14 protein-coding genes and 1 pseudogene are annotated in these 17,543 nt (G+C 72.8%); 6 read left to right on the forward strand and 9 right to left on the reverse strand.

The features are described 5' to 3' along the window. Positions 1 to 57 precede the first annotated feature (57 nt). From QQY24_RS11285 to QQY24_RS11295, 3 genes are all read right to left on the reverse strand, one after another. Positions 58 to 1,320: an AAA family ATPase gene (locus tag QQY24_RS11285; protein WP_301972541.1), complete on the reverse strand. Its 1,263-nt coding sequence runs from the start codon at positions 1,318 to 1,320 to the stop codon at positions 58 to 60. Between the two features lie 12 nt (positions 1,321 to 1,332). Beyond that, positions 1,333 to 2,037: a Flp pilus assembly protein CpaB gene (gene cpaB / locus QQY24_RS11290; protein ID WP_301972542.1), complete on the reverse strand. Its 705-nt coding sequence runs from the start codon at positions 2,035 to 2,037 to the stop codon at positions 1,333 to 1,335. A 62-nt stretch (positions 2,038 to 2,099) separates the two neighbouring features. Then, positions 2,100 to 2,927, reverse strand: a complete 828-nt coding sequence (locus QQY24_RS11295; RefSeq protein WP_301976212.1) for a hypothetical protein — start codon at positions 2,925 to 2,927, stop codon at positions 2,100 to 2,102. A 423-nt stretch (positions 2,928 to 3,350) separates the two neighbouring features. On the opposite strand from QQY24_RS11295, the gene QQY24_RS11300 reads away from it, so the two are divergent. Beyond that, positions 3,351 to 5,066: a chitinase gene (locus QQY24_RS11300; protein WP_301972543.1), complete on the forward strand. Its 1,716-nt coding sequence runs from the start codon at positions 3,351 to 3,353 to the stop codon at positions 5,064 to 5,066. 146 nt (positions 5,067 to 5,212) lie between these two features. Here QQY24_RS11300 and QQY24_RS11305 read toward each other — a convergent pair whose 3' ends face one another. From QQY24_RS11305 to QQY24_RS11320, 4 genes are all read right to left on the reverse strand, one after another. Continuing rightward, a complete protein-coding gene (locus tag QQY24_RS11305; protein WP_301972544.1) occupies positions 5,213 to 5,743 on the reverse strand; it encodes a hypothetical protein in 531 nt (176 codons plus the stop codon). A 452-nt stretch (positions 5,744 to 6,195) separates the two neighbouring features. Then, positions 6,196 to 6,606, reverse strand: coding sequence for a RidA family protein (locus QQY24_RS11310; protein WP_301972545.1), 411 nt, complete (start codon positions 6,604 to 6,606; stop codon positions 6,196 to 6,198). Then, positions 6,603 to 7,367 carry an IclR family transcriptional regulator gene (locus QQY24_RS11315; protein WP_301972546.1) on the reverse strand — a complete coding sequence of 255 codons (765 nt, stop codon included), beginning with the start codon at positions 7,365 to 7,367 and terminating at the stop codon, positions 6,603 to 6,605. The genes QQY24_RS11310 and QQY24_RS11315 overlap by 4 nt, the downstream gene beginning before the upstream one ends. Then, entirely contained in the window at positions 7,364 to 8,380 is a 1,017-nt protein-coding gene (locus tag QQY24_RS11320) for a sugar kinase (protein WP_301976213.1), read from the reverse strand. Before QQY24_RS11320 ends, QQY24_RS11315 begins: the two co-directional genes overlap by 4 nt. Positions 8,381 to 8,577: 197 nt before the next feature. On the opposite strand from QQY24_RS11320, the gene QQY24_RS11325 reads away from it, so the two are divergent. Together QQY24_RS11325 and QQY24_RS11330 are read left to right on the forward strand one after the other, a co-directional pair. Continuing rightward, on the forward strand, positions 8,578 to 9,855 hold the full coding sequence (locus QQY24_RS11325) for an alanine racemase (RefSeq protein ID WP_301972547.1): 1,278 nt from the start codon (positions 8,578 to 8,580) through the stop codon (positions 9,853 to 9,855). Positions 9,856 to 9,868: 13 nt separating this feature from the next. Further along, positions 9,869 to 11,480 (forward strand): annotated as a pseudogene (locus QQY24_RS11330) (amidohydrolase family protein). Positions 11,481 to 11,501: 21 nt separating this feature from the next. Here QQY24_RS11330 and QQY24_RS11335 read toward each other — a convergent pair. Next, positions 11,502 to 12,326 carry a serine protease gene (locus tag QQY24_RS11335; protein ID WP_301972548.1) on the reverse strand — a complete coding sequence of 275 codons (825 nt, stop codon included), beginning with the start codon at positions 12,324 to 12,326 and terminating at the stop codon, positions 11,502 to 11,504. A gap of 383 nt (positions 12,327 to 12,709) precedes the next feature. Here QQY24_RS11335 and QQY24_RS11340 point away from each other — a divergent pair, with 383 nt between their 5' ends. Together QQY24_RS11340 and QQY24_RS11345 are read left to right on the forward strand one after the other, a co-directional pair. Then, entirely contained in the window at positions 12,710 to 13,921 is a 1,212-nt protein-coding gene (locus tag QQY24_RS11340) for a pyridoxal phosphate-dependent aminotransferase (protein WP_301972549.1), read from the forward strand. Positions 13,922 to 14,018: 97 nt separating this feature from the next. Next, positions 14,019 to 14,441: a hypothetical protein gene (locus QQY24_RS11345; RefSeq protein WP_301972550.1), complete on the forward strand. Its 423-nt coding sequence runs from the start codon at positions 14,019 to 14,021 to the stop codon at positions 14,439 to 14,441. Between the two features lie 124 nt (positions 14,442 to 14,565). Here the strand turns inward: QQY24_RS11345 and QQY24_RS11350 are convergent, their stop codons facing one another. Beyond that, complete coding sequence (locus QQY24_RS11350; RefSeq protein WP_301972551.1) at positions 14,566 to 16,398, reverse strand: phosphoenolpyruvate carboxykinase (GTP); 1,833 nt, start codon at positions 16,396 to 16,398, stop codon at positions 14,566 to 14,568. A gap of 273 nt (positions 16,399 to 16,671) precedes the next feature. Between QQY24_RS11350 and QQY24_RS11355 the strand changes: the two genes are divergently transcribed. Beyond that, positions 16,672 to 17,385 carry a hemolysin III family protein gene (locus QQY24_RS11355; protein WP_301972553.1) on the forward strand — a complete coding sequence of 238 codons (714 nt, stop codon included), beginning with the start codon at positions 16,672 to 16,674 and terminating at the stop codon, positions 17,383 to 17,385. Positions 17,386 to 17,543: the final 158 nt, after the last annotated feature.

Below are 17,543 nucleotides of genomic sequence, written 5' to 3' on the forward strand. Positions count from 1 at the left end.
TTCGACGCTGACCTGCCCCCGGTCCCCGCGCGCGCCTTCCGGTCGTCTGCGCACCCCTCACTCCTTCCGCCGCCGGAAGCCGGCCGCTCCGCGGTCGCCGCGCACGCGGTCGCCGCGCACGCGCCCCCCGCCCCGGTGCGTCCCCTCGGCGGTCTTCACCAGTCCCAGTTCCCCGGCGAGGCTCCACAGGGCCTGTTTGACCGTGGACCTGCTGTCGAGGTCGTGCAGGCGGCCGGCGTCCACGACCGCCTGGAGTTCCCTGAAGTGGGCGGGGACCGTCGTCCGCGCCAGCGCGGTCCCGGTGATGCGCCGGATGAGCGGTGGCTGGATGTCCGCGGTGCGGGTGTGGCGGTTGACGACGACCGTGGTCTCCTCCGCCTTGCGGATCTGCAGCCGGTCCCACATGCGGACGGTGCGCTTGGCGGCGCGCACGGCGATCACGTCGGGCGTGGTCACCAGCACCGCCGTGTCGGCCGTCTCCACGGCCGCCGCGTTCGCCCCGCCGAGCTGGGCGCCGCAGTCGACCACGACGACCTCGTAGCGCGAGCGCAGGGCGCTGATGATCTGGCGGGCGGCGCGGTCGGTGACCTCCTCGCCGCGTTCGCCCTCGCCGGGGGCGAGGAGCAGGGCGAGGCCGGTGTCGTGGCGGAAGACGGCGTCGGCGAGGACGCGCGGGGAGACGTCGGTGATGGCGGCGAGGTCGGCCACCGAGCGGCGGAACTGGACGTCCAGGTAGGAGGCGACGTCGCCGGTCTGCAGGTCGAGGTCGACCAGGGCGGTGGGCCGGCCGGAGGCCTGGGCGGCGAGGGCCAGTTGGACGGCCGTCAGGGTGGCGCCGACGCCCCCCTTGGCGCCGCTGACCGTGACGACCGTGCCGCCGGCGCCGCCGGAGACGTCGGCTCCGTGCCCGAGATGGCGCCGCACGCCGGTGGACCACTGGGCGACGGCCTGGACGCGGTTGGCGAGTTCCTCGTACGACAGCGGGAGCGCCACCAGGCCGCGGGCTCCGGAGTCCATGGCGGCGGCGAACAGGCCGGGGCTCGCGTCGGTGGTGACGAGGATGACGCCGACGGCCGGGAAGCGCAGGGCGACCTCGCGGATCAGCTCCAGCGCGGGGACGGGACCGATGCGTTCGTGGACGACGACCACTTCGGGCAGTTCGTCCACCGACTCGGCGGCGAGCCGGGCGAGGGCGTCGACCAGTTGGGTGGAGTCACCGAGGGGCGGCTGCGGTTCGGCGTCGGGGAGCTGGCTGAGCAGGGTGACGAGGGAGCGGACGGCGTCCGGGTCCGTGCCGGCCGGGAGGATCCTGGTGGGCATGCGGGCCGCCTCTCACTTGTCCGTCGCGAGTTCGTAGGTGCGGTCCCTGTCCGGGACGCTGGTCTCGCTGCCCGGCGCCACCAGCGCGAGCCGGACCCGCTGGGCGAAGGACTCGGCGTAGGTGATGCGCTGGGCGTCGAGGGTGGACAGCGCGAAGGTGATCGGGACGGCGTCGGTGGGCTGCTGGTCCTTGCCGCTGTCGGGGTCCAGGGCGGTGATCTGGCCGACGTCGAGGACCCGGGCGTTGGTGACGATGATCTTCGATTGGTCGAGGTCGCCCTCCTTCCGCCCCTCGAAGGTGGCGTAGACGTTGACCCGGGCCCCCGGGGTGATCTTGCCCGCCACGCCGGTCGCCGCGTCGATCATGATGGCGACCTCCTGCTGGCCGGGCTGGAGGGCCGGCTGGTCCACGATCATGTCGGTCTGGAGCAGCGAGCCCGCGCGCAGGGTGGTGACGGCGATCTTGCCCCGGATCTGGCGGAGGTCGGTGACGGCGTTGCCGGACAGCCACCGCCTGGGCATCTCCGTCCTCTCGAACTGGCCGGTGGACAGGGCGGTGTAGGGCTTCACGTCGGACTTGACCCGGTAGGCGGTGACCTCGGGGCCGACCTTGGACTGCACGTCGTCCACGACGGACAGGACGCCGGCGAAGGCGCCGACGGCGCACAGGACCGACAGGATCAGGAGCAGCACGCCGCGGCGCTGACGGGAGTTCATGAACCGTGCAACCTCGTTGGGGATCGGCCGAGCGGGATGTGAGCGGGTCCGGGCGGTGCGGGTCAGGCGGGCGTGTGCTGTTCCGGGGCGCGCGGGGCCGGGGGTTCGTGTCCGGGCGGGACGGCCGAGCAGAAGACGCAGCGGTCGCCGATGACGTCGATGCCGCACCAGTGGCAGCTGGACTGTCGTACGGAGGCGACCAGTTGGTACAGCACGGAGAGGTCGGCGAGGTAGCTGCAGAACTCCACCACGCGGCCGGTCCCCCACCACCGCGGCGATTCGGCGGGCAGCGGGGTCTCGCGCAGCCCGTGGACGTTCCACTCCTTGGCGAGGGCGGCGACCCAGTCGCCCGGCAGCTGCCCCTTGGCGACGAGCATCCAGGTGCTGAACTCGGGCCCCTTCAGCGTGGCGTCGGGGCCGATCCGCACGAGCTGGGGTTCGGGGTGGGCGAGGACGGCGAACTGGCTGCCGGGCACCCAGGACCTGGCGTGCGCCTTGAGGCCGACCGGCACCCGGTCCAGCCTGGCCACCGAGCCGAGGACGGCGCCGGCGTGGATGTAGTGGGTGAGCAGCCGGCCGGCGCAGGCCAGCACGCCGGGACTCAGGTCGCAGGAGGCGAGCTGGCGCAGCTGGCGGGCGAGGACGGCGACGCCCAGGGGGGGCAGGTCCGGCCGGAAGAAGGCGATGCGGTCGCTCTCCAGCAGGGAGCGCAGGGTGTACAGCCGGCGCACGACGGTCACCGGGGTGGCCCGGGAACAGATGACGACCACGTGCCCGGACTGCTCGGTCAGGGCGTGCAGTTCGGCGAGGGCCTGCTCCAGCGGCCGCTGGTCGAGGTCGCGCAGCACGACGGCGGGCATGGTCCGGTCGTCCTGCGCCGGCAGTGCCATGTCGGCACTGGTCACGGCGATGGCAGTTGGCACGCGCGGCTCCCCGTTCCTCGCACCTTTCGGCCCACCGGTGCAACGCCAATGCGCCAGGACGACTTCATTGCGTGACTACGTGAGCACTGTATCCACGCCCCCGCGACCGGAGAACAGCGTTCGTGCAGCCGATGGGGAACTCTTCGGTCACAAGTCTCCCCAAACGCGGGCAGGTTGATCCGCGGGTCGGGCGCCCGGTTGGTCTGGACCTCTTGACAGCCGGATTGGTCTGGACCAACTTGGAGCACAGCGGTGGCCACCGCCCCTCACCCCCTTCCCCGTGCCTTTCCTTCCCCATCTCTTCCCCCCTCTCCCTCTCCTCTCCCCTCTCTCCCCCTCCTCTCCCCTCTCTCCCCTCTCTCCCGCGAACTTCCCCACCGGAGGACCGAAGTGGACCGTGCACCAGGCACACCCAGACCTCGTACCCGCCGGATCGCCACGTGGTCCGCCGCCGGCGCCCTCGCCCTGGCCGTGGCGGGCCTCGCCGCCACTCCCGCGGCCGCGGCGGACGTCAACAACGCCAGGAACGCCGGTTTCGAGTCCGGCCTGGCCGACTGGACCTGCACGGCCGGCAGCGGCACCACGGTCTCCTCCCCCGTCCACTCCGGCGCGGCCGCGCTGAAGGCGACCCCGGCCGGGCAGGACAACGCCCAGTGCACCCAGACGGTCGCGGTGAAGCCGAACTCGACGTACACGCTGAGCGCGTGGGTGCAGGGCGGCTACGCCTACCTGGGCGTGACGGGCACCGGCACGACGGACGTGTCGACCTGGACCCCCGACACCGCGTCCTGGAAGCAGCTGTCGACCTCGTTCACGACCGGCGGGTCGACCACGTCCGTCACCCTGTACACCCACGGCTGGTACGGCCAGGCCGCGTACTACGCGGACGACGTCTCCGTCTACGGCCCCGACGGCGGCTCGAGCGGCGACCCGGCCCCGACCGTCCCATCCGCGCCCGCCGGCTTGGCGGTGTCCGGCACGACGTCCTCGTCCGTGTCGCTGTCCTGGTCCGCGGTGCCCGGCGCGACCGGCTACGACGTCTACCGCGACGGCACCAAGGTGACGGCGGTGACGGGCACCTCGGCGACCGTGGCCGGCCTGTCGGCCGCCACCTCGTACTCCTTCCAGGTCACCGCGACCAACTCGGCGGGCGAGTCGGCGAAGTCGGCGGCGGTGACGGGCACGACGGCGACCTCCGGGACCGGCGGCGGGGGCGGCACGCTGCCCAAGCACGCCGTGACCGGCTACTGGCAGAACTTCAACAACGGTGCGAAGGTCCAGAAGCTGTCGGACGTGCCGTCGGCCTACGACATCATCGCCGTGGCCTTCGCGGACGCGACGTCGACGCCGGGCGCGGTCTCCTTCAGCCTCGACTCGGCCGGACTGGGCGGTTACACCACCGACCAGTTCAAGGCCGACGTCAAGGCCAAGCAGGCGGCCGGCAAGAAGGTCATCATCTCCATCGGCGGCCAGAACGGCACGGTCTCGGTGAGCGACACGGCATCGGCCAACAACTTCGCCAGCTCCGTGTACTCCCTGATGCAGACGTACGGCTTCGACGGCGTCGACATCGACCTGGAGAACGGCCTCAACGCGACCTACATGACGCAGGCGCTGCGCTCCCTGTCGGCGAAGGCGGGCCCGTCCCTGATCATCACGATGGCCCCGCAGACGATCGACATGCAGTCGACGTCCAACTCCTACTTCCAGACGGCCCTGAACATCAAGGACATCCTCACGGTCGTCAACATGCAGTACTACAACAGCGGTTCGATGCTCGGCTGTGACGGCAAGGTCTACAGCCAGGGCTCCGTGGACTTCCTGACGGCCCTGGCCTGCATCCAGCTCCAGGGCGGCCTGTCCCCGTCCCAGGTGGGCCTCGGCCTCCCGGCCTCCACCAGCGCGGCCGGCAGCGGCTACGTGTCCCCCACGGTGGTCGACAACGCCCTGGACTGCCTGGCCAAGGGCACGAACTGCGGCACCTTCAAGCCGTCCAGGACCTACCCCGACCTGCGCGGTGCGATGACCTGGTCGACCAACTGGGACGCGACGTCGAACAACGCGTGGTCGAACTCGGTGGGAACGCACGTGCACGCGCTGGGCTGACACCGGCGGGACGGCCCGCCGGGCCCGGCCGCCCTTCTCCGGCGCGTCGACGCCCGGGCCCCCTCGGGGCCCGGGCGTCGACGCGGGCCCCGTCCCGCCGGCCGGGGCCCGCGTCCGGGCCGGCGAAAGTCCGGACGACGGGGCCCCTAGGCCTCCTCGAAGTACGCGTCCAGGACCTCGTCCAGCCGCGTCTCCCACTCCTTGAAGCGCGACCTGGACGCGGCCTCGATCTCGATCGGGTACCAGCGGCGCTCGGGCGTGTGCACCGTGACGGTGAAGCGCTTGCCGAAGCGGGCGGACTCCGTCTCGACCGCGGCGATCTCGTTCCAGCGGAACTCGCAGGCCTCCTCGTCCAGGCTGAGGCGGACACCGCGGCGGTCGGCGACGATCCGGGCGCGGCGGTCGGCGGCCTCGAAGACGGGGCCCCCGGGGGCCTGCTCCTCGTCCGCGCCCTCCTCCTCCGCCACGGCCTCCGCCGCCGGCCCGGCCGGCCGTTCCTCCCCCTCCGCGGCGCCTTCCGGTTCCGGCGACCGCGAGGGCCCCGCCGACTCCGCGTCCTCCGGCTCGGCCGCCGTCGCGGGCGCGGTGATCCCCGGGATGAAGGCCGGGTCGAACCCGGCGCCCTTGACGGGCTCGCCCTTCAGGGGCTGGCTGCTCGATCCTATGCGCTGCTCCACGGCGGCAGTATGGACGACTTCCCTGTGCCGGAACCAGTCAGCCCACCGGTCCCCTCCCCGCTCCGGGCCCACTCGTCCGTGAAGACGGTGCGCCGCGGCCGGATCCCGTCCCCCGGTACCGGTGCCACCACCGCCCGTCCCGCGGGCGCCGCCCGTTCGCGGGACGGGGCGCGGACCTCCTCGATCCGCGCGGGACCGCTGGCACCGGGCGGACGCACCTGGGCCAAGGCCTCAGGACGTACGGCTCCTTCGGGTGCTTCGGCTCCTTCGGCCGGGCGATGCCGCCGCAGGGCGCCCGGTGCCCCCGTGCCCCCACGGGCCCCGACCGCCACGGGTGACGAGCCGGCGGGCGGAGCGCGGAAGGCGGAACACGGAAGGCGAACGCCGGTGACGCCGCGCCGAGAGCGCGGGCGTCGTACCGGACGCACCGTCACGTGGCGCCCCGGCGCGCGTCAGTCCAGGACGGCGAGCGCGTCGATCTCGATGAGCAGGCCGGCCGGCAGGCCGACGTAGACGGTGGTGCGGGCGGCGGGCGGCCCGGTGAGGCGCTGTTCCTGGAAGTAGGCGTTGTAGACCTCGTTCATCTCCGCGAAGTGGTCCACGTCGGTGAGGTAGACGCGGATCATCATCACGTCGTCCCAGTCCGCGCCGCCCTCTTCGAGGACCGCCTTGACGTTGGCGAGGGTCTGCAGGGTCTGCTCGCGCAGGGTGGGCCCGGCGGGCGTCGGGGGCCTGCCCTCCTCGGCGGGCAGGAAGCCGACCTGGCCGGCGACCTGCAGGATGCCGCCCTTGCGCACGCCGTGGGAGAACATCGCGGGCGGCGTGGTGTGCGTGCTCGGGGTGAGCGCGGTCTTCTCGGTCATGCGATGGGGTCCTTCACTGGAGTTCGTCCGGAGTACTCGGCGCTGATGGCGTCCGCGGTACGGCGCACCTGCGGGAGCAGGGCGAGCAGTTCGTCGGCGGGGACGACGACGTTCGGGGCGGACACCGACATCGCGGCGACCACCCGGCCGTCGGCGCCGCGCACGGGGGCCGCCACGCAGTTGATCGACTCCTCGTGGCCGCCGAGGTCGGTGGCCCACCCCTGTTCGCGCACCTGCTCCAGCTCCCGCAGGAAGGCCGCGGCGTTCGGGGTGGAGCGGGGCGTGTACGAGGGGTAGTCGATCCGGTCCGCGAGGGCGCGCCGCTCGGGTTCGGGCAGGTCGGCCAGGAGCAGCTTGGCGACGGCGGCGACGGTGAGCGCGACGGGCTTGCCGATGCGCGAGTACATCCGCACCGGGTAACGGCTCTCCACCTTGTCGATGTAGAGCACCTCGTCCTCCTCGTGGACGGCGAGGTGGACGGTGTGGCCGCACCGCTCGTTGAGCCGGACCAGGTGCGGGTGGGCGATCTCGCGGACGTCGAGGCTCTCCATCGCCTCCTGGGCGAGGGCGAACAGGCGGGCGCCGAGGCGGTAGCGCTGGTCGGACTGGCGGTGGACCAGGCCGTGCCGGTGCAGGGTGCGCAGGAGGCGCAGGGCCGTGGACTTGTGGACGCCGAGGCGGTCGGCGACCCGGCCGAGGTCGGCGGGGCCCTCGGCGAGCAGCGGCAGGATGCTCAGCGCGCGGTCGACGGTCTGGCTCATGGGGTGATCGCCTCCTGGGGGGCCTGCTCGGCCCGCGTCCAGCCGGGGCCGAACCGCAGTCTCCCCCATGCGCCGTCGTCGAGGGCGGCCAGGCGGTCGGCGTGGCCGCGGGCCGGGGGTGCGGCGAGGTCGCCGGGGACGGTGAGGGCGGCGGCGGCCATGAGGTGGCCGTGCCTGAGCCGTTCCCGCAGGGGACGGCCGCGCAGGGTGGCGGAGAGGAAACCCGCCGCGAAGGCGTCTCCGGCGCCCGTCGCCGCCACCACGTCGACGGCGGGGGCGGGGACGGACACGGTCGCCCCGTCCGCGAACACCGTCGCCCCCCTGTGCCCGTCCTTGACCACCAGCACCGCCGGCTCCGGCAGGCACGCGCGGATCGCCTCCGCGTCGCCCGGCACGCCCCAGGCCGCCTGTGCCTCGTCCGCGCCGACGAAGACGAGGTCGGCGCGGTTCGCCAGGTCGCGCAGGACGAGGGCGTCGTCCCGGTGGCGCCACAGGGCCGGGCGGTGGTTGACGTCGAAGGAGACCAGGGGGCGGCCGGGGCCGGGCGCCGTCAGTGCGCGCAGCAGTCCGAGGCAGCCGGCGGACAGCGCCGCCGTGATCCCCGACAGGTGCAGCACGCGCCCCGCCCGGACCGCCTCCGGGCCGACGTTGTGCACGCTCATGGCGGAGGCCGCCGAACCGGCCCGGTAGTACGCCACCTCGTGGGCGTCGCCGGCCCGGTCGGCGGCCGTGCGGAAGTAGACGCCGGTCGGCCGGTCCGGGTCGACGGTGACGGCGCTCGTGTCCACCCCGTACCCGGCGATCCGCTCCACCAGGTGCGTCCCGAACCCGTCCGCCCCGACCCGGCTCACCCAGCGCGTGGGGTGTCCCGCCGCCGCCAGCGCGCACACCACGTTGGACTCGGCTCCGCCGATGGTCCGCGTGAAGGAGGGGACGTCGGCGAGGCGGCCCGGGCGGGTGGGCAGGAAGGTGACCATGGACTCGCCGAGCGCGACGACGTCCACGGCCTCCACGCTCCGCGCGCCGGCGGCCGCGGGGCCGCGGGCGGCGCTGGAGGGGCCGTCGGCGGTCACGGTGGCGGCGCTCCTCGTCGGTCCTGGAATCGGCGGTGCTCCGTTGACCCCGCCCTGGGCGAGATGTTAGACAGCCGCAAGCGGTACACGCAATGGACGTTGCACCATCCGCAACACCGTACGTTCGGGAGGCCCGCATGGTCCGTGACACCGGCGCCGAAGCCCTCGCCCGCCTCGCCGGGGAACGCGTCGACCACCGCTTCAAGGGCCTGCCGCCGGACGCCGCGGGCCTGACCGTCGCCGAACTGGCCGCCCAGCGGCGCAACCTGTTCACCGGCGGCTTCACCACCCCCGTCCTCGCCCTGTCCGCCGAGCGCCTGGAGCACAACCTCGCGCTCATGGAGACGTACGCCGCCCGGCACGGCCTCGCCTTCGCCCCGCACGGCAAGACCTCCATGGCCCCGCAGCTGTTCCACCGCCAGATCGGGCACGGGGCGTGGGGCATCACCCTGGCGGTGCCCCACCAGGTGTGGGTGGCCCGCGCGTTCGGCGTCCGGCGGATCTTCCTGGCCAACCAGCTGGTCGACCCGGCCGCCCTGCGCCGCGTCGCCGCGGACCTGGCGGCCGACCCCGGCTTCCGCTTCGTCTGCTACGCCGACTCCGTGCGCGGGGTGGAGCTGATGGACGCGGCCCTGCGCGGCTCGGCCCGCCCGGTGGACGTCGTGGTGGAACTGGCCGCCGGCGAGGGCGCCCGTACCGGGGCGCGCACGGAGGCGCAGTGCGCGGCCGTCGCCGAAGCCGTGGCCGCCACGCGCACCCTGCGGCTGGTCGGCGTGGCGGGCTACGAGGGCGAGGTGCCGCGGGCCGACCCGGAGCGGGTGAGGGCCTACCTGCGCCGGCTCACCGCGCTGGCCGCCGCGTTCGACGGGGCGGGCCGGTTCGCCGGGACCGACGAGATCGTGGTGAGCGCGGGCGGCAGCGCCTGGTTCGACACCGTCGCCGACGTCCTCGCCGAACTCCCCGAACTGTCCCGGCCGGCTCTGAAGCTGCTGCGCTCCGGCGCGTACGTCTCGCACGACGACGGGCACTACCGCCGGCTCACCCCGTTCACCCGCGTGCCGCAGGAGGGCGCCCTGGAGTCCGCGCTCCGGCTGTGGGCGCAGGTCGTCTCCCGCCCCTGCTCCGAGCAGGCCTTCGCCAACGCGGGCAAGCGCGACGCCTCCCACGACCTGGACCCGCCCTGCGCCCAGGTGGTGCGCCGGGACGGCGCCGAGCGCCCGGCCGCCGGCATCTCGGTGACCGGCCTGTCCGACCAGCACACCTGGCTGCGCACGGCGCCGGAGGCGGACGTGGAGGTGGGCGACTGGATCGGGTTCGGGCTGTCCCACCCGTGCACGGCCTTCGACAAGTGGCAGCTGATCCCGCTCGTGGCGGCGGACGGGACGGTCGTCGACTACATCCGCACGTTCTTCTAGGGGGTCGCCGACCGTGGAACAACTCGTCGTCCGGGACGCGGACGTGGTCGACGGCAGCGGAGAGCCCTCGTACCGCGCCGATGTGGTGGTGGACGGCGGCCGGATCGTCTCCATCGTCAAGGAGGCCGCCGCGGCCGACTGCCAGCGCCCGGGCGCGGTGCGGGAGCTGGACGCCGCGGGCCTTGTCCTCTCCCCCGGCTTCATCGACATGCACGCCCACTCCGACCTGGCCCTGCTGCGCGACCCCGACCACAGCGCGAAGGCCGCGCAGGGGGTCACGCTGGAGGTGATCGGCCAGGACGGCCTGTCGTACGCGCCGGTGGACGACCGGACGCTGGCGGAGGTCCGCCGGACGATCACCGGCTGGAACGGGCACGGCGACGACATCGACTTCGACTGGCGCACGGTCGGCGAGTACCTGGACCGGCTGGACCGCGGGATCGCCGTCAACGCGGCCTACCTGATCCCGCAGGGCACGGTCCGCGCGCTCGCCGTCGGCTGGGAGGACCGTGCGGCCACGCCCGCGGAGCTGGACCGGATGCGGCAGTTGGTCGCGGAGGGCCTCGAACAGGGCGCGGTCGGCCTGTCGTCCGGGCTCACCTACACGCCCGGCATGTACGCCCGCGACGCCGAACTGGGCGAACTGTGCCGGGTGGTGGCGCGGTACGGCGGCTACTACTGCCCGCACCACCGCTCCTACGGCGCCGGTGCCCTGGCGGCCTACGCCGAGATGATCCGACTGGCCCGGGAGGCGGACTGCCCGCTGCACCTGACCCACGCCACCTTGAACTTCGGCGTCAACGAGGGCCGGGCGCCCGAACTGCTGGCCCTGCTCGAACCGGGCGCTGGACTCCGGCGCGGACATCACGCTGGACACCTACCCCTACACGCCCGGCTGCACCACGCTGGCCGCGCTGCTGCCGAGTTGGGCGGGCGAGGGTGGCCCCGAGGCGGTCCTGGCCCGGCTCGCCGACCCGGCGACGGCCGAGCGGATCCGGCACGACCTGGAGGTGACCGGCTCGGACGGCTGCCACGGCGTCCCCGTGGCGTGGGAGACGGTCGAGATCTCCGGCGTGAGCGACCCGGCCCTCGCCGATCACGTGGGCCGCACCGTCCGGGAGGCGGCGGACCTGCGCGGCGAGAGCCCCTGGGCGACCGCGCGCCGCCTGCTGACCGGCGACCGGCTCGGTACGACGATCATCCAGCACGTGGGCCACGAGGAGAACGTCCGCGCGATCATGCGGCACCGCGTCCACACCGGCGGTTCCGACGGCATCCTGCGGGGCAGCAAGCCGCACCCGCGGGCCTACGGCACCTTCCCCCGCTACCTCGGCCACTACGTGCGGGAGCTGGGCGTCCTCCCGCTGGAGGAGTGCGTCGCCCACCTCACCGCACGGCCCGCGGCCCGGCTGCGGCTGCCGGACCGCGGACTGGTGCGCGAGGGCTACCGGGCGGACCTGGTCCTGTTCGATCCGGACACGGTCGCGCCCGGCGCCACCTTCGCGGCGCCCCGCAGCCTCCCGGCGGGGATCCCGTACGTCCTCGTCGACGGCCGTTTCGTCATCGAGGACGGCAAGCGGACGGACGTGCTGGCCGGCCGGGCGGTCCGCCGCACACCGGTGTGACCGGCCGCCCCGCCGGCGGCCTCACGGCCTGGGCAGGGTGCAGCCGGCCGCGTTGAGGTTCAGCGTGTTGCCGGTCGTGAAGCAGGCCGGGATCTGGTAGGTCTCCTCGGCGTAGTTGATGCCCTGGCGGACGGTGACGTTGCCGCTCTGGTCGACCTCGCACGGGTTGTTATCCGTGCAGCGCCCGCCGTCCTCGTTGCCGGTGTTGTTGACGGCGATCACCTTGCCGGTGGCCGTGTCGATCACCGGGGAGCCGGAGGTGCCGCCGATGGTGTCGCAGGCGGAGGTGTAGCGCAGCGAGTCCTTCCAGGTCCAGCTGCCCTCCTTCAGCCGGTACACGAACCCGTCGACGTTGCAGCTGTAGGTCCGCTTCCAGTAGCCGGAGACGACCTTGATGGCGGTGCCGGCGACCGGGTGGCTGTCGTTCAGCGTGAGCGCGCTGATGCCGTACGCGCTCTTGATCTGCGCGTAGGTCGAGGTGAGGCGGTAGATCGTGACGTCCGTGTCCGTCATGGTCGAGTAGACGACCTGGTTGGCACGGAGCGTGGCGACCTTGGTGCCGGCGGAGTTCAGCAGGCCGAAGGTGCGGCTGGAGGACTGGCCGGTGATGACCTGGCCGGGGGCCGGGAAGCCGGTCTCCAGGCAGTGGCCGTTGCTCAGCACGAGCGCCGGGTCGCTGTCCGCGGAGCCGGGGAGGCGGACGACCGAACCGGAGCAGTTGCTGAGCGAGACGGTCCCGGCGTAGCTGACGGTCACCGCCTTGGCCTGCGGCGCGGCGACCACGGGTGCCGCGCCGATCCCGGTGATGGCCAGGGAGGTGAGCGCGGCCAGGAGAGGCTTGTTCATGTGGGGTCCCCTCTGCAGACATGGGCGGCCGGAGATCTTCCGGCCGCCTGTCTTGTCATGGGCATTCTCATGACGGGGGCGTGCGGGGGCAAGGAGCCGTACGCCACGCGCGTCACCGACGTCACGTCACATGGCTTGATCCGACCGGTCGACGGGGGTGTCCCGCGCGGCCGCGCCCCGGCGGACGGAGGGTGCCGGGGCCTGCGCGGATGCGGAGGGGACGGGGCCGCGCAGCGGGCGGCGCGCACCGGAGGCGGTGCGCGAGCGGGAACGGGCGGCACCCTCCCCCGGGACGGCCGGCGGCGGCCCGCGCGCGAAACGCCCGGTCCCGCGTGGCGGAAAACACGAGCCATGAGGCGTTACCGGGCCGTAAGCTCACCGGCATGCAGGTGATCCAGTCGACCAAGCTCGCCAACGTCTGTTACGAGATCCGGGGTCCGGTGCTCGAGGAGGCGATGCGGCTGGAGGCGGCCGGCCACCGCATCCTGAAGCTCAACACCGGCAACCCGGCCGCGTTCGGCTTCGAGTGTCCCCCGGAGATCCTGGAGGACATCCTCCGCAACGTCTCCACGGCGCACGGCTACGGCGACGCCAAGGGCCTGCTGGCCGCCCGCCGCGCGGTCGTCATGCACAACCAGACGCTCGGCATCGAGACGGACGTCGAGCACGTCTTCGTGGGCAACGGCGTCTCCGAGCTGATCGTGATGGCCATGCAGGGGCTGCTGGACGACGGGGACGAGGTCCTCGTACCGGCCCCCGACTACCCGCTGTGGACCGCCGCCGTGTCCCTCTCCGGCGGCACCGCGGTCCACTACCGGTGCGACGAGCAGTCCGACTGGATGCCCGACCTCGCCGACGTCGAGCGCAAGGTCACCGACCGCACCAAGGCCATCGTCGTCATCAACCCGAACAACCCGACGGGCGCGGTGTACGGCGAGGCGGTGCTCAAGGGCCTGACCGACATCGCCCGCCGCCACAACCTGCTGGTCTGCTCGGACGAGATCTACGACAAGATCCTCTACGACGGCGCCACGCACACCCCGACCGCCAAGGTCGCCCCCGACCTGCTCACCCTCACCTTCAACGGCATGTCCAAGGCCTACCGGGTGGCCGGGTACCGCGTCGGCTGGATGGCGATCTCCGGCCCGCGCGCCCACGCCGACTCCTACATCGAGGGCCTGACGATCCTGGCGAACATGCGGCTGTGCGCCAACATGCCCGGGCAGCACGGCGTGGTCGCCGCGCTCAGCGGACGCCAGACGATCAACGACCTGGTCCTGCCGGGCGGCCGGCTGAAGGAGCAACTGGACGTGGCCTACGACCTGCTGACGCAGATCCCGGGGGTGAGCTGCGTGCGGCCCAAGGGGGCGCTGTACCTCTTCCCGCGCCTCGACCCCCAGGTGTTCCGGATCAGGGACGACCGGCGGATGGTGCTGGACCTGCTGCGCCAGGAGAAGATCATGGTCGTCCAGGGCACCGGCTTCAACTGGCCCGAACCCGACCACTTCCGGGTGGTGACCCTGCCGGCCGTCGGCGACCTCAGGGACGCGATCACCCGCATCGGCACCTTCCTGGACGGCTACGGCCAGCCGTAGCACAGAGGCACGGACGCGGTACAGGCCGTGACCCACGTCAACTTTAGACGAAATCCAAGGTAGGATGGTTTCCTGTCAGCGCACAGGAGGCCGTCCCATGTACGAACCGATCCGCACCAAGTCGGTCCACAGCACGGCGGCCGACAGCCCGCCCTCCGACTTCCCCCACCGCTCCCGCGAGGAGGAACTGGACATCCAGCTCGCCGGGCACCTCGCCGCACTGCTCGCCGTCACCGACGAGCTGCGCGCCCTGGTGCCGTCCGCCGAGCTGGACACCGCGGCCGAGCGGCTGGCCGGACAGGTGGCCCGGCTGCGGGGAGGCCGCACGCCGGTACGGGCCGCGCCGGCCGCCGAGGACCGGCCCGCCGCGCTGCACCGGCGGGCGCACGCCCTCGCGGGACGCGCGCTGGTGGTCGCCGCCTCGCGCGCCGACACCGCGGCGGCGATCCTGTCGGCGCAGCGGATGGACGCGCACGCCGCCGCCCTGACCGGCCCCAGGGAACTCACCGCCACCCCCTGATCCGCGCCGGTCCCCCCGATCGGCCCCGGTCCGCGTGCACCCGCAGCGACGCGCGGACCGGGCGCCACGCACGGCACCGGCCCGGCCCGGTGCGGGCCGGCCCGCACCGGGCCGGCCGCGGGGCTCAGTCCAGGCGCTCCACCAGGGCGCGGTACTGGTCCCACAGCTCCTTCGGCGTGTGGTCGCCGAAGGTGTCGAGGTGTCCGGGGATGAGGGAGGCCTCCTCGCGCCACACCTGCGTGTCCACCGTGAGCAGGAAGTCCAGGTCGGACTCGCTCAGTTCGAGGCCGTCGGTGTCCAGGGCCGACTTGGCCGGCAGGATGCCGATCGGCGTCCGCACGCCCTCCGCCCTGCCCTCCAGCCGCTCCACGATCCACTTCAGCACCCGGGAGTTCTCGCCGAAGCCCGGCCAGACGAACGCGCCCTCGTCGTTCTTCCGGAACCAGTTGACGTAGTAGATCCTCGGCAGCTTGGACTGGTCCCTGCCCCTGGCCACGTCGATCCAGTGGGCCATGTAGTCGCCCATGTTGTAGCCGCAGAACGGCAGCATCGCGAACGGGTCGCGGCGCAGCTCGCCGACCTTGCCCTCGGCCGCCGCCGTCTTCTCCGAGGCCACGTTGGCGCCCAGGAAGACGCCGTGGTTCCAGTCGAAGGACTCCGTCACCAGCGGTACCGCGCTGGCGCGCCGTCCGCCGAAGAGGATCGCCGAGATCGGCACGCCCCCGGGGTCCTCCCACTCGGGCGCGATGATCGGGCACTGGGCGGCGGGCACCGTGAAGCGGGCGTTCGGGTGGGCGGCCGGGGTCCCGGACCGGGGGGTCCAGTCGTTGCCCTTCCAGTCGGTCAGGTGGGCCGGGGGCTCCTCCGTCATGCCCTCCCACCACACGTCGCCGTCGTCCGTCAGCGCCACGTTGGTGAAGACCGCGTTGCCCCACAGCGTCTTCATGGCGTTGGCGTTGGTGTGCTCACCGGTGCCGGGCGCGACGCCGAAGAACCCGGCCTCGGGGTTGATCGCGTACAGGCGGCCGTCCTCGCCGAAGCGCATCCAGGCGATGTCGTCGCCGATGGTCTCCACGGTCCAGCCGGGGATCGTGGACTCCAGCATGGCGAGGTTCGTCTTGCCGCAGGCCGAGGGGAAGGCCGCGGCGACGTACTTGGACCCGCCCTGGGGCGGGGTGAGCTTGAGGATCAGCATGTGCTCGGCCAGCCAGCCCTCGTCGCGGGCCATGACGGAGGCGATGCGCAGGGCGTAGCACTTCTTGCCGAGCAGGGCGTTGCCGCCGTAGCCCGAGCCGTAGGACCAGATCTCGCGGGTCTCCGGGAAGTGGGAGATGTACTTGGTGCTGTTGCAGGGCCAGGGCACGTCCCGCTGTCCCGGCTCCAGCGGGGCGCCGAGGGTGTGGACGGCCCTGACGAAGAAGCCCTCCTCGCCCAGCTCGTCCAGCACGTCCTGGCCCATGCGGGTCATCGTGCGCATGGAGACGGCGACGTAGGCGGAGTCGGTGATCTCCACGCCGAGCGCGGACAGCGGGGAACCGAGCGGGCCCATGCAGAACGGGACGACGTACATGGTGCGGCCCCGCATGGAGCCCCGGAACAGGCCGCCCTCGCCGCCGGAGCCCCGGAAGACCTCCCGCATCTCCGCGGGGGCCTTCCAGTGGTTCGTCGGGCCCGCGTCCTCCTCCTTCTCGGAGCAGATGAAGGTGCGGTCCTCGACCCGCGCGACGTCGGTCGGGTCGGAGGCGGCGTGGTAGGAGTGCGGGCGCTTGACCGGGTCGAGCTTCGTGAAGGTGCCCTTCTCGACGAGCTCCTCGCACAGGCGCTCGTACTCGGCCTCGGATCCGTCGCACCAGACCACGTCGTCCGGCTGGGTCAGTTGGGCGATCTCGTTGACCCACGAGACCAGTTCCCGATGGCGGGTGGGCAGGACGCTGGGAGCCGCGATGTCGCGCGCCACGATTGCTCCTAAAAGAGGGATTTTTGACTTGTCGCCCCGTGGGGGCTGCGACCCGGACGCTTCGCAGCCGCTCATCCGGTGCCGACGGCACTCATTTGATCCTGCGATGGAAGCGCCCATCTGTCCAGGGGGCCTCACAGGTGAGCGGCGTGACGATTGCCATGGTTTTCGAGGTCCTTTGCGCTCTCATGACCTCCGGCGGGTGAGCCCTTTGCGTTCCGCCCCGCCGGTCGCGTTCGCCCCGGGCCCGCGGGGCGTGGGTACCATGCCCGCATGACTGCGTCCGCCTCCGACGCGCCCCCGGACACGCAGGCCACCGGCCGCGGTCCCGTGGCGCTCTCCCTGCCGCACCCGGTCAAACCCCGACTCAGGGGCTGGTTGCACCTCGGCATGTTCCCGGCCGCGCTCGTCGCGGGGCTCGTCCTGACCGCGCTCGCCCACTCCACCAGGGGCCGCGTCGCCTGCGGCGTCTACGCCCTGACCGCGTGCCTGCTCTTCGGGATCAGCGCGCTGTACCACCGGGGCACCTGGAGTCCCCGGATGGACGGCGTCCTGCGCCGCCTCGACCACGCCAACATCTTCCTGATCATCGCGGGCACCTACACCCCGCTCACGATCCTGCTCCTGCCCGACGCGAAGGGGCGGTGGCTGCTGTGGGGCATCTGGGCCGCGGCCGGCGCCGGCATCGCCTTCCGCGTCCTGTGGGTCGGCGCGCCCCGCTGGCTCTACACGCCCTGCTACATCGCGATGGGCTGGGCGGCCGTCTTCTTCCTGCCCGACTTCCTGCACGCCGGGGGCGTCGCCGTCCTGGTCCTGGTGGTCACCGGCGGCCTGCTGTACAGCGCGGGCGGCGTGATCTACGGCATCAAGCGGCCCAACCCGTCACCGCACTGGTTCGGCTTCCACGAGGTCTTCCACGCCCTCACGCTGGCCGCGTTCGCCGCCCACTACGTGGGCATCTCCCTGGTGGCGTACCGGCACGCGTAACCCCTCCCCGCCCCTTGAGGCCACGGCTCGCGAGCCGTGGCCTTTTCCATGCCCGGGCCGCCCTACCGCAAGATGATGCCAGTTGACTATGACTAGTTTTTGACAGTTACCTTCACTTCATGGTTACTGTCACCCACTCGGACGGGGCGGGCCGCGAC

It is taken from the genome of Streptomyces sp. TG1A-8 (assembly GCF_030499535.1).
Taxonomy (GTDB): domain Bacteria; phylum Actinomycetota; class Actinomycetes; order Streptomycetales; family Streptomycetaceae; genus Streptomyces.

Excerpts from the sequence above, each read along its gene's own strand:
- cpaB (WP_301972542.1), bottom strand. The coding sequence starts at position 2,037 with ATGAACTCCCGTCAGCGCCGCGGCGTGCTGCTCCTGATCCTGTCGGTC.
- QQY24_RS11345 (WP_301972550.1), top strand. The coding sequence starts at position 14,019 with ATGTACGAACCGATCCGCACCAAGTCGGTCCACAGCACGGCGGCCGAC.
- QQY24_RS11295 (WP_301976212.1), bottom strand. The coding sequence starts at position 2,927 with ATGGCACTGCCGGCGCAGGACGACCGGACCATGCCCGCCGTCGTGCTG.
- QQY24_RS11340 (WP_301972549.1), top strand. The coding sequence starts at position 12,710 with ATGCAGGTGATCCAGTCGACCAAGCTCGCCAACGTCTGTTACGAGATC.
- QQY24_RS11285 (WP_301972541.1), bottom strand. The coding sequence starts at position 1,320 with ATGCCCACCAGGATCCTCCCGGCCGGCACGGACCCGGACGCCGTCCGC.
- QQY24_RS11310 (WP_301972545.1), bottom strand. The coding sequence starts at position 6,606 with ATGACCGAGAAGACCGCGCTCACCCCGAGCACGCACACCACGCCGCCC.
- QQY24_RS11355 (WP_301972553.1), top strand. The coding sequence starts at position 16,672 with ATGACTGCGTCCGCCTCCGACGCGCCCCCGGACACGCAGGCCACCGGC.
- QQY24_RS11315 (WP_301972546.1), bottom strand. The coding sequence starts at position 7,367 with ATGAGCCAGACCGTCGACCGCGCGCTGAGCATCCTGCCGCTGCTCGCC.
- QQY24_RS11325 (WP_301972547.1), top strand. The coding sequence starts at position 8,578 with ATGGTCCGTGACACCGGCGCCGAAGCCCTCGCCCGCCTCGCCGGGGAA.
- QQY24_RS11335 (WP_301972548.1), bottom strand. The coding sequence starts at position 12,326 with ATGAACAAGCCTCTCCTGGCCGCGCTCACCTCCCTGGCCATCACCGGG.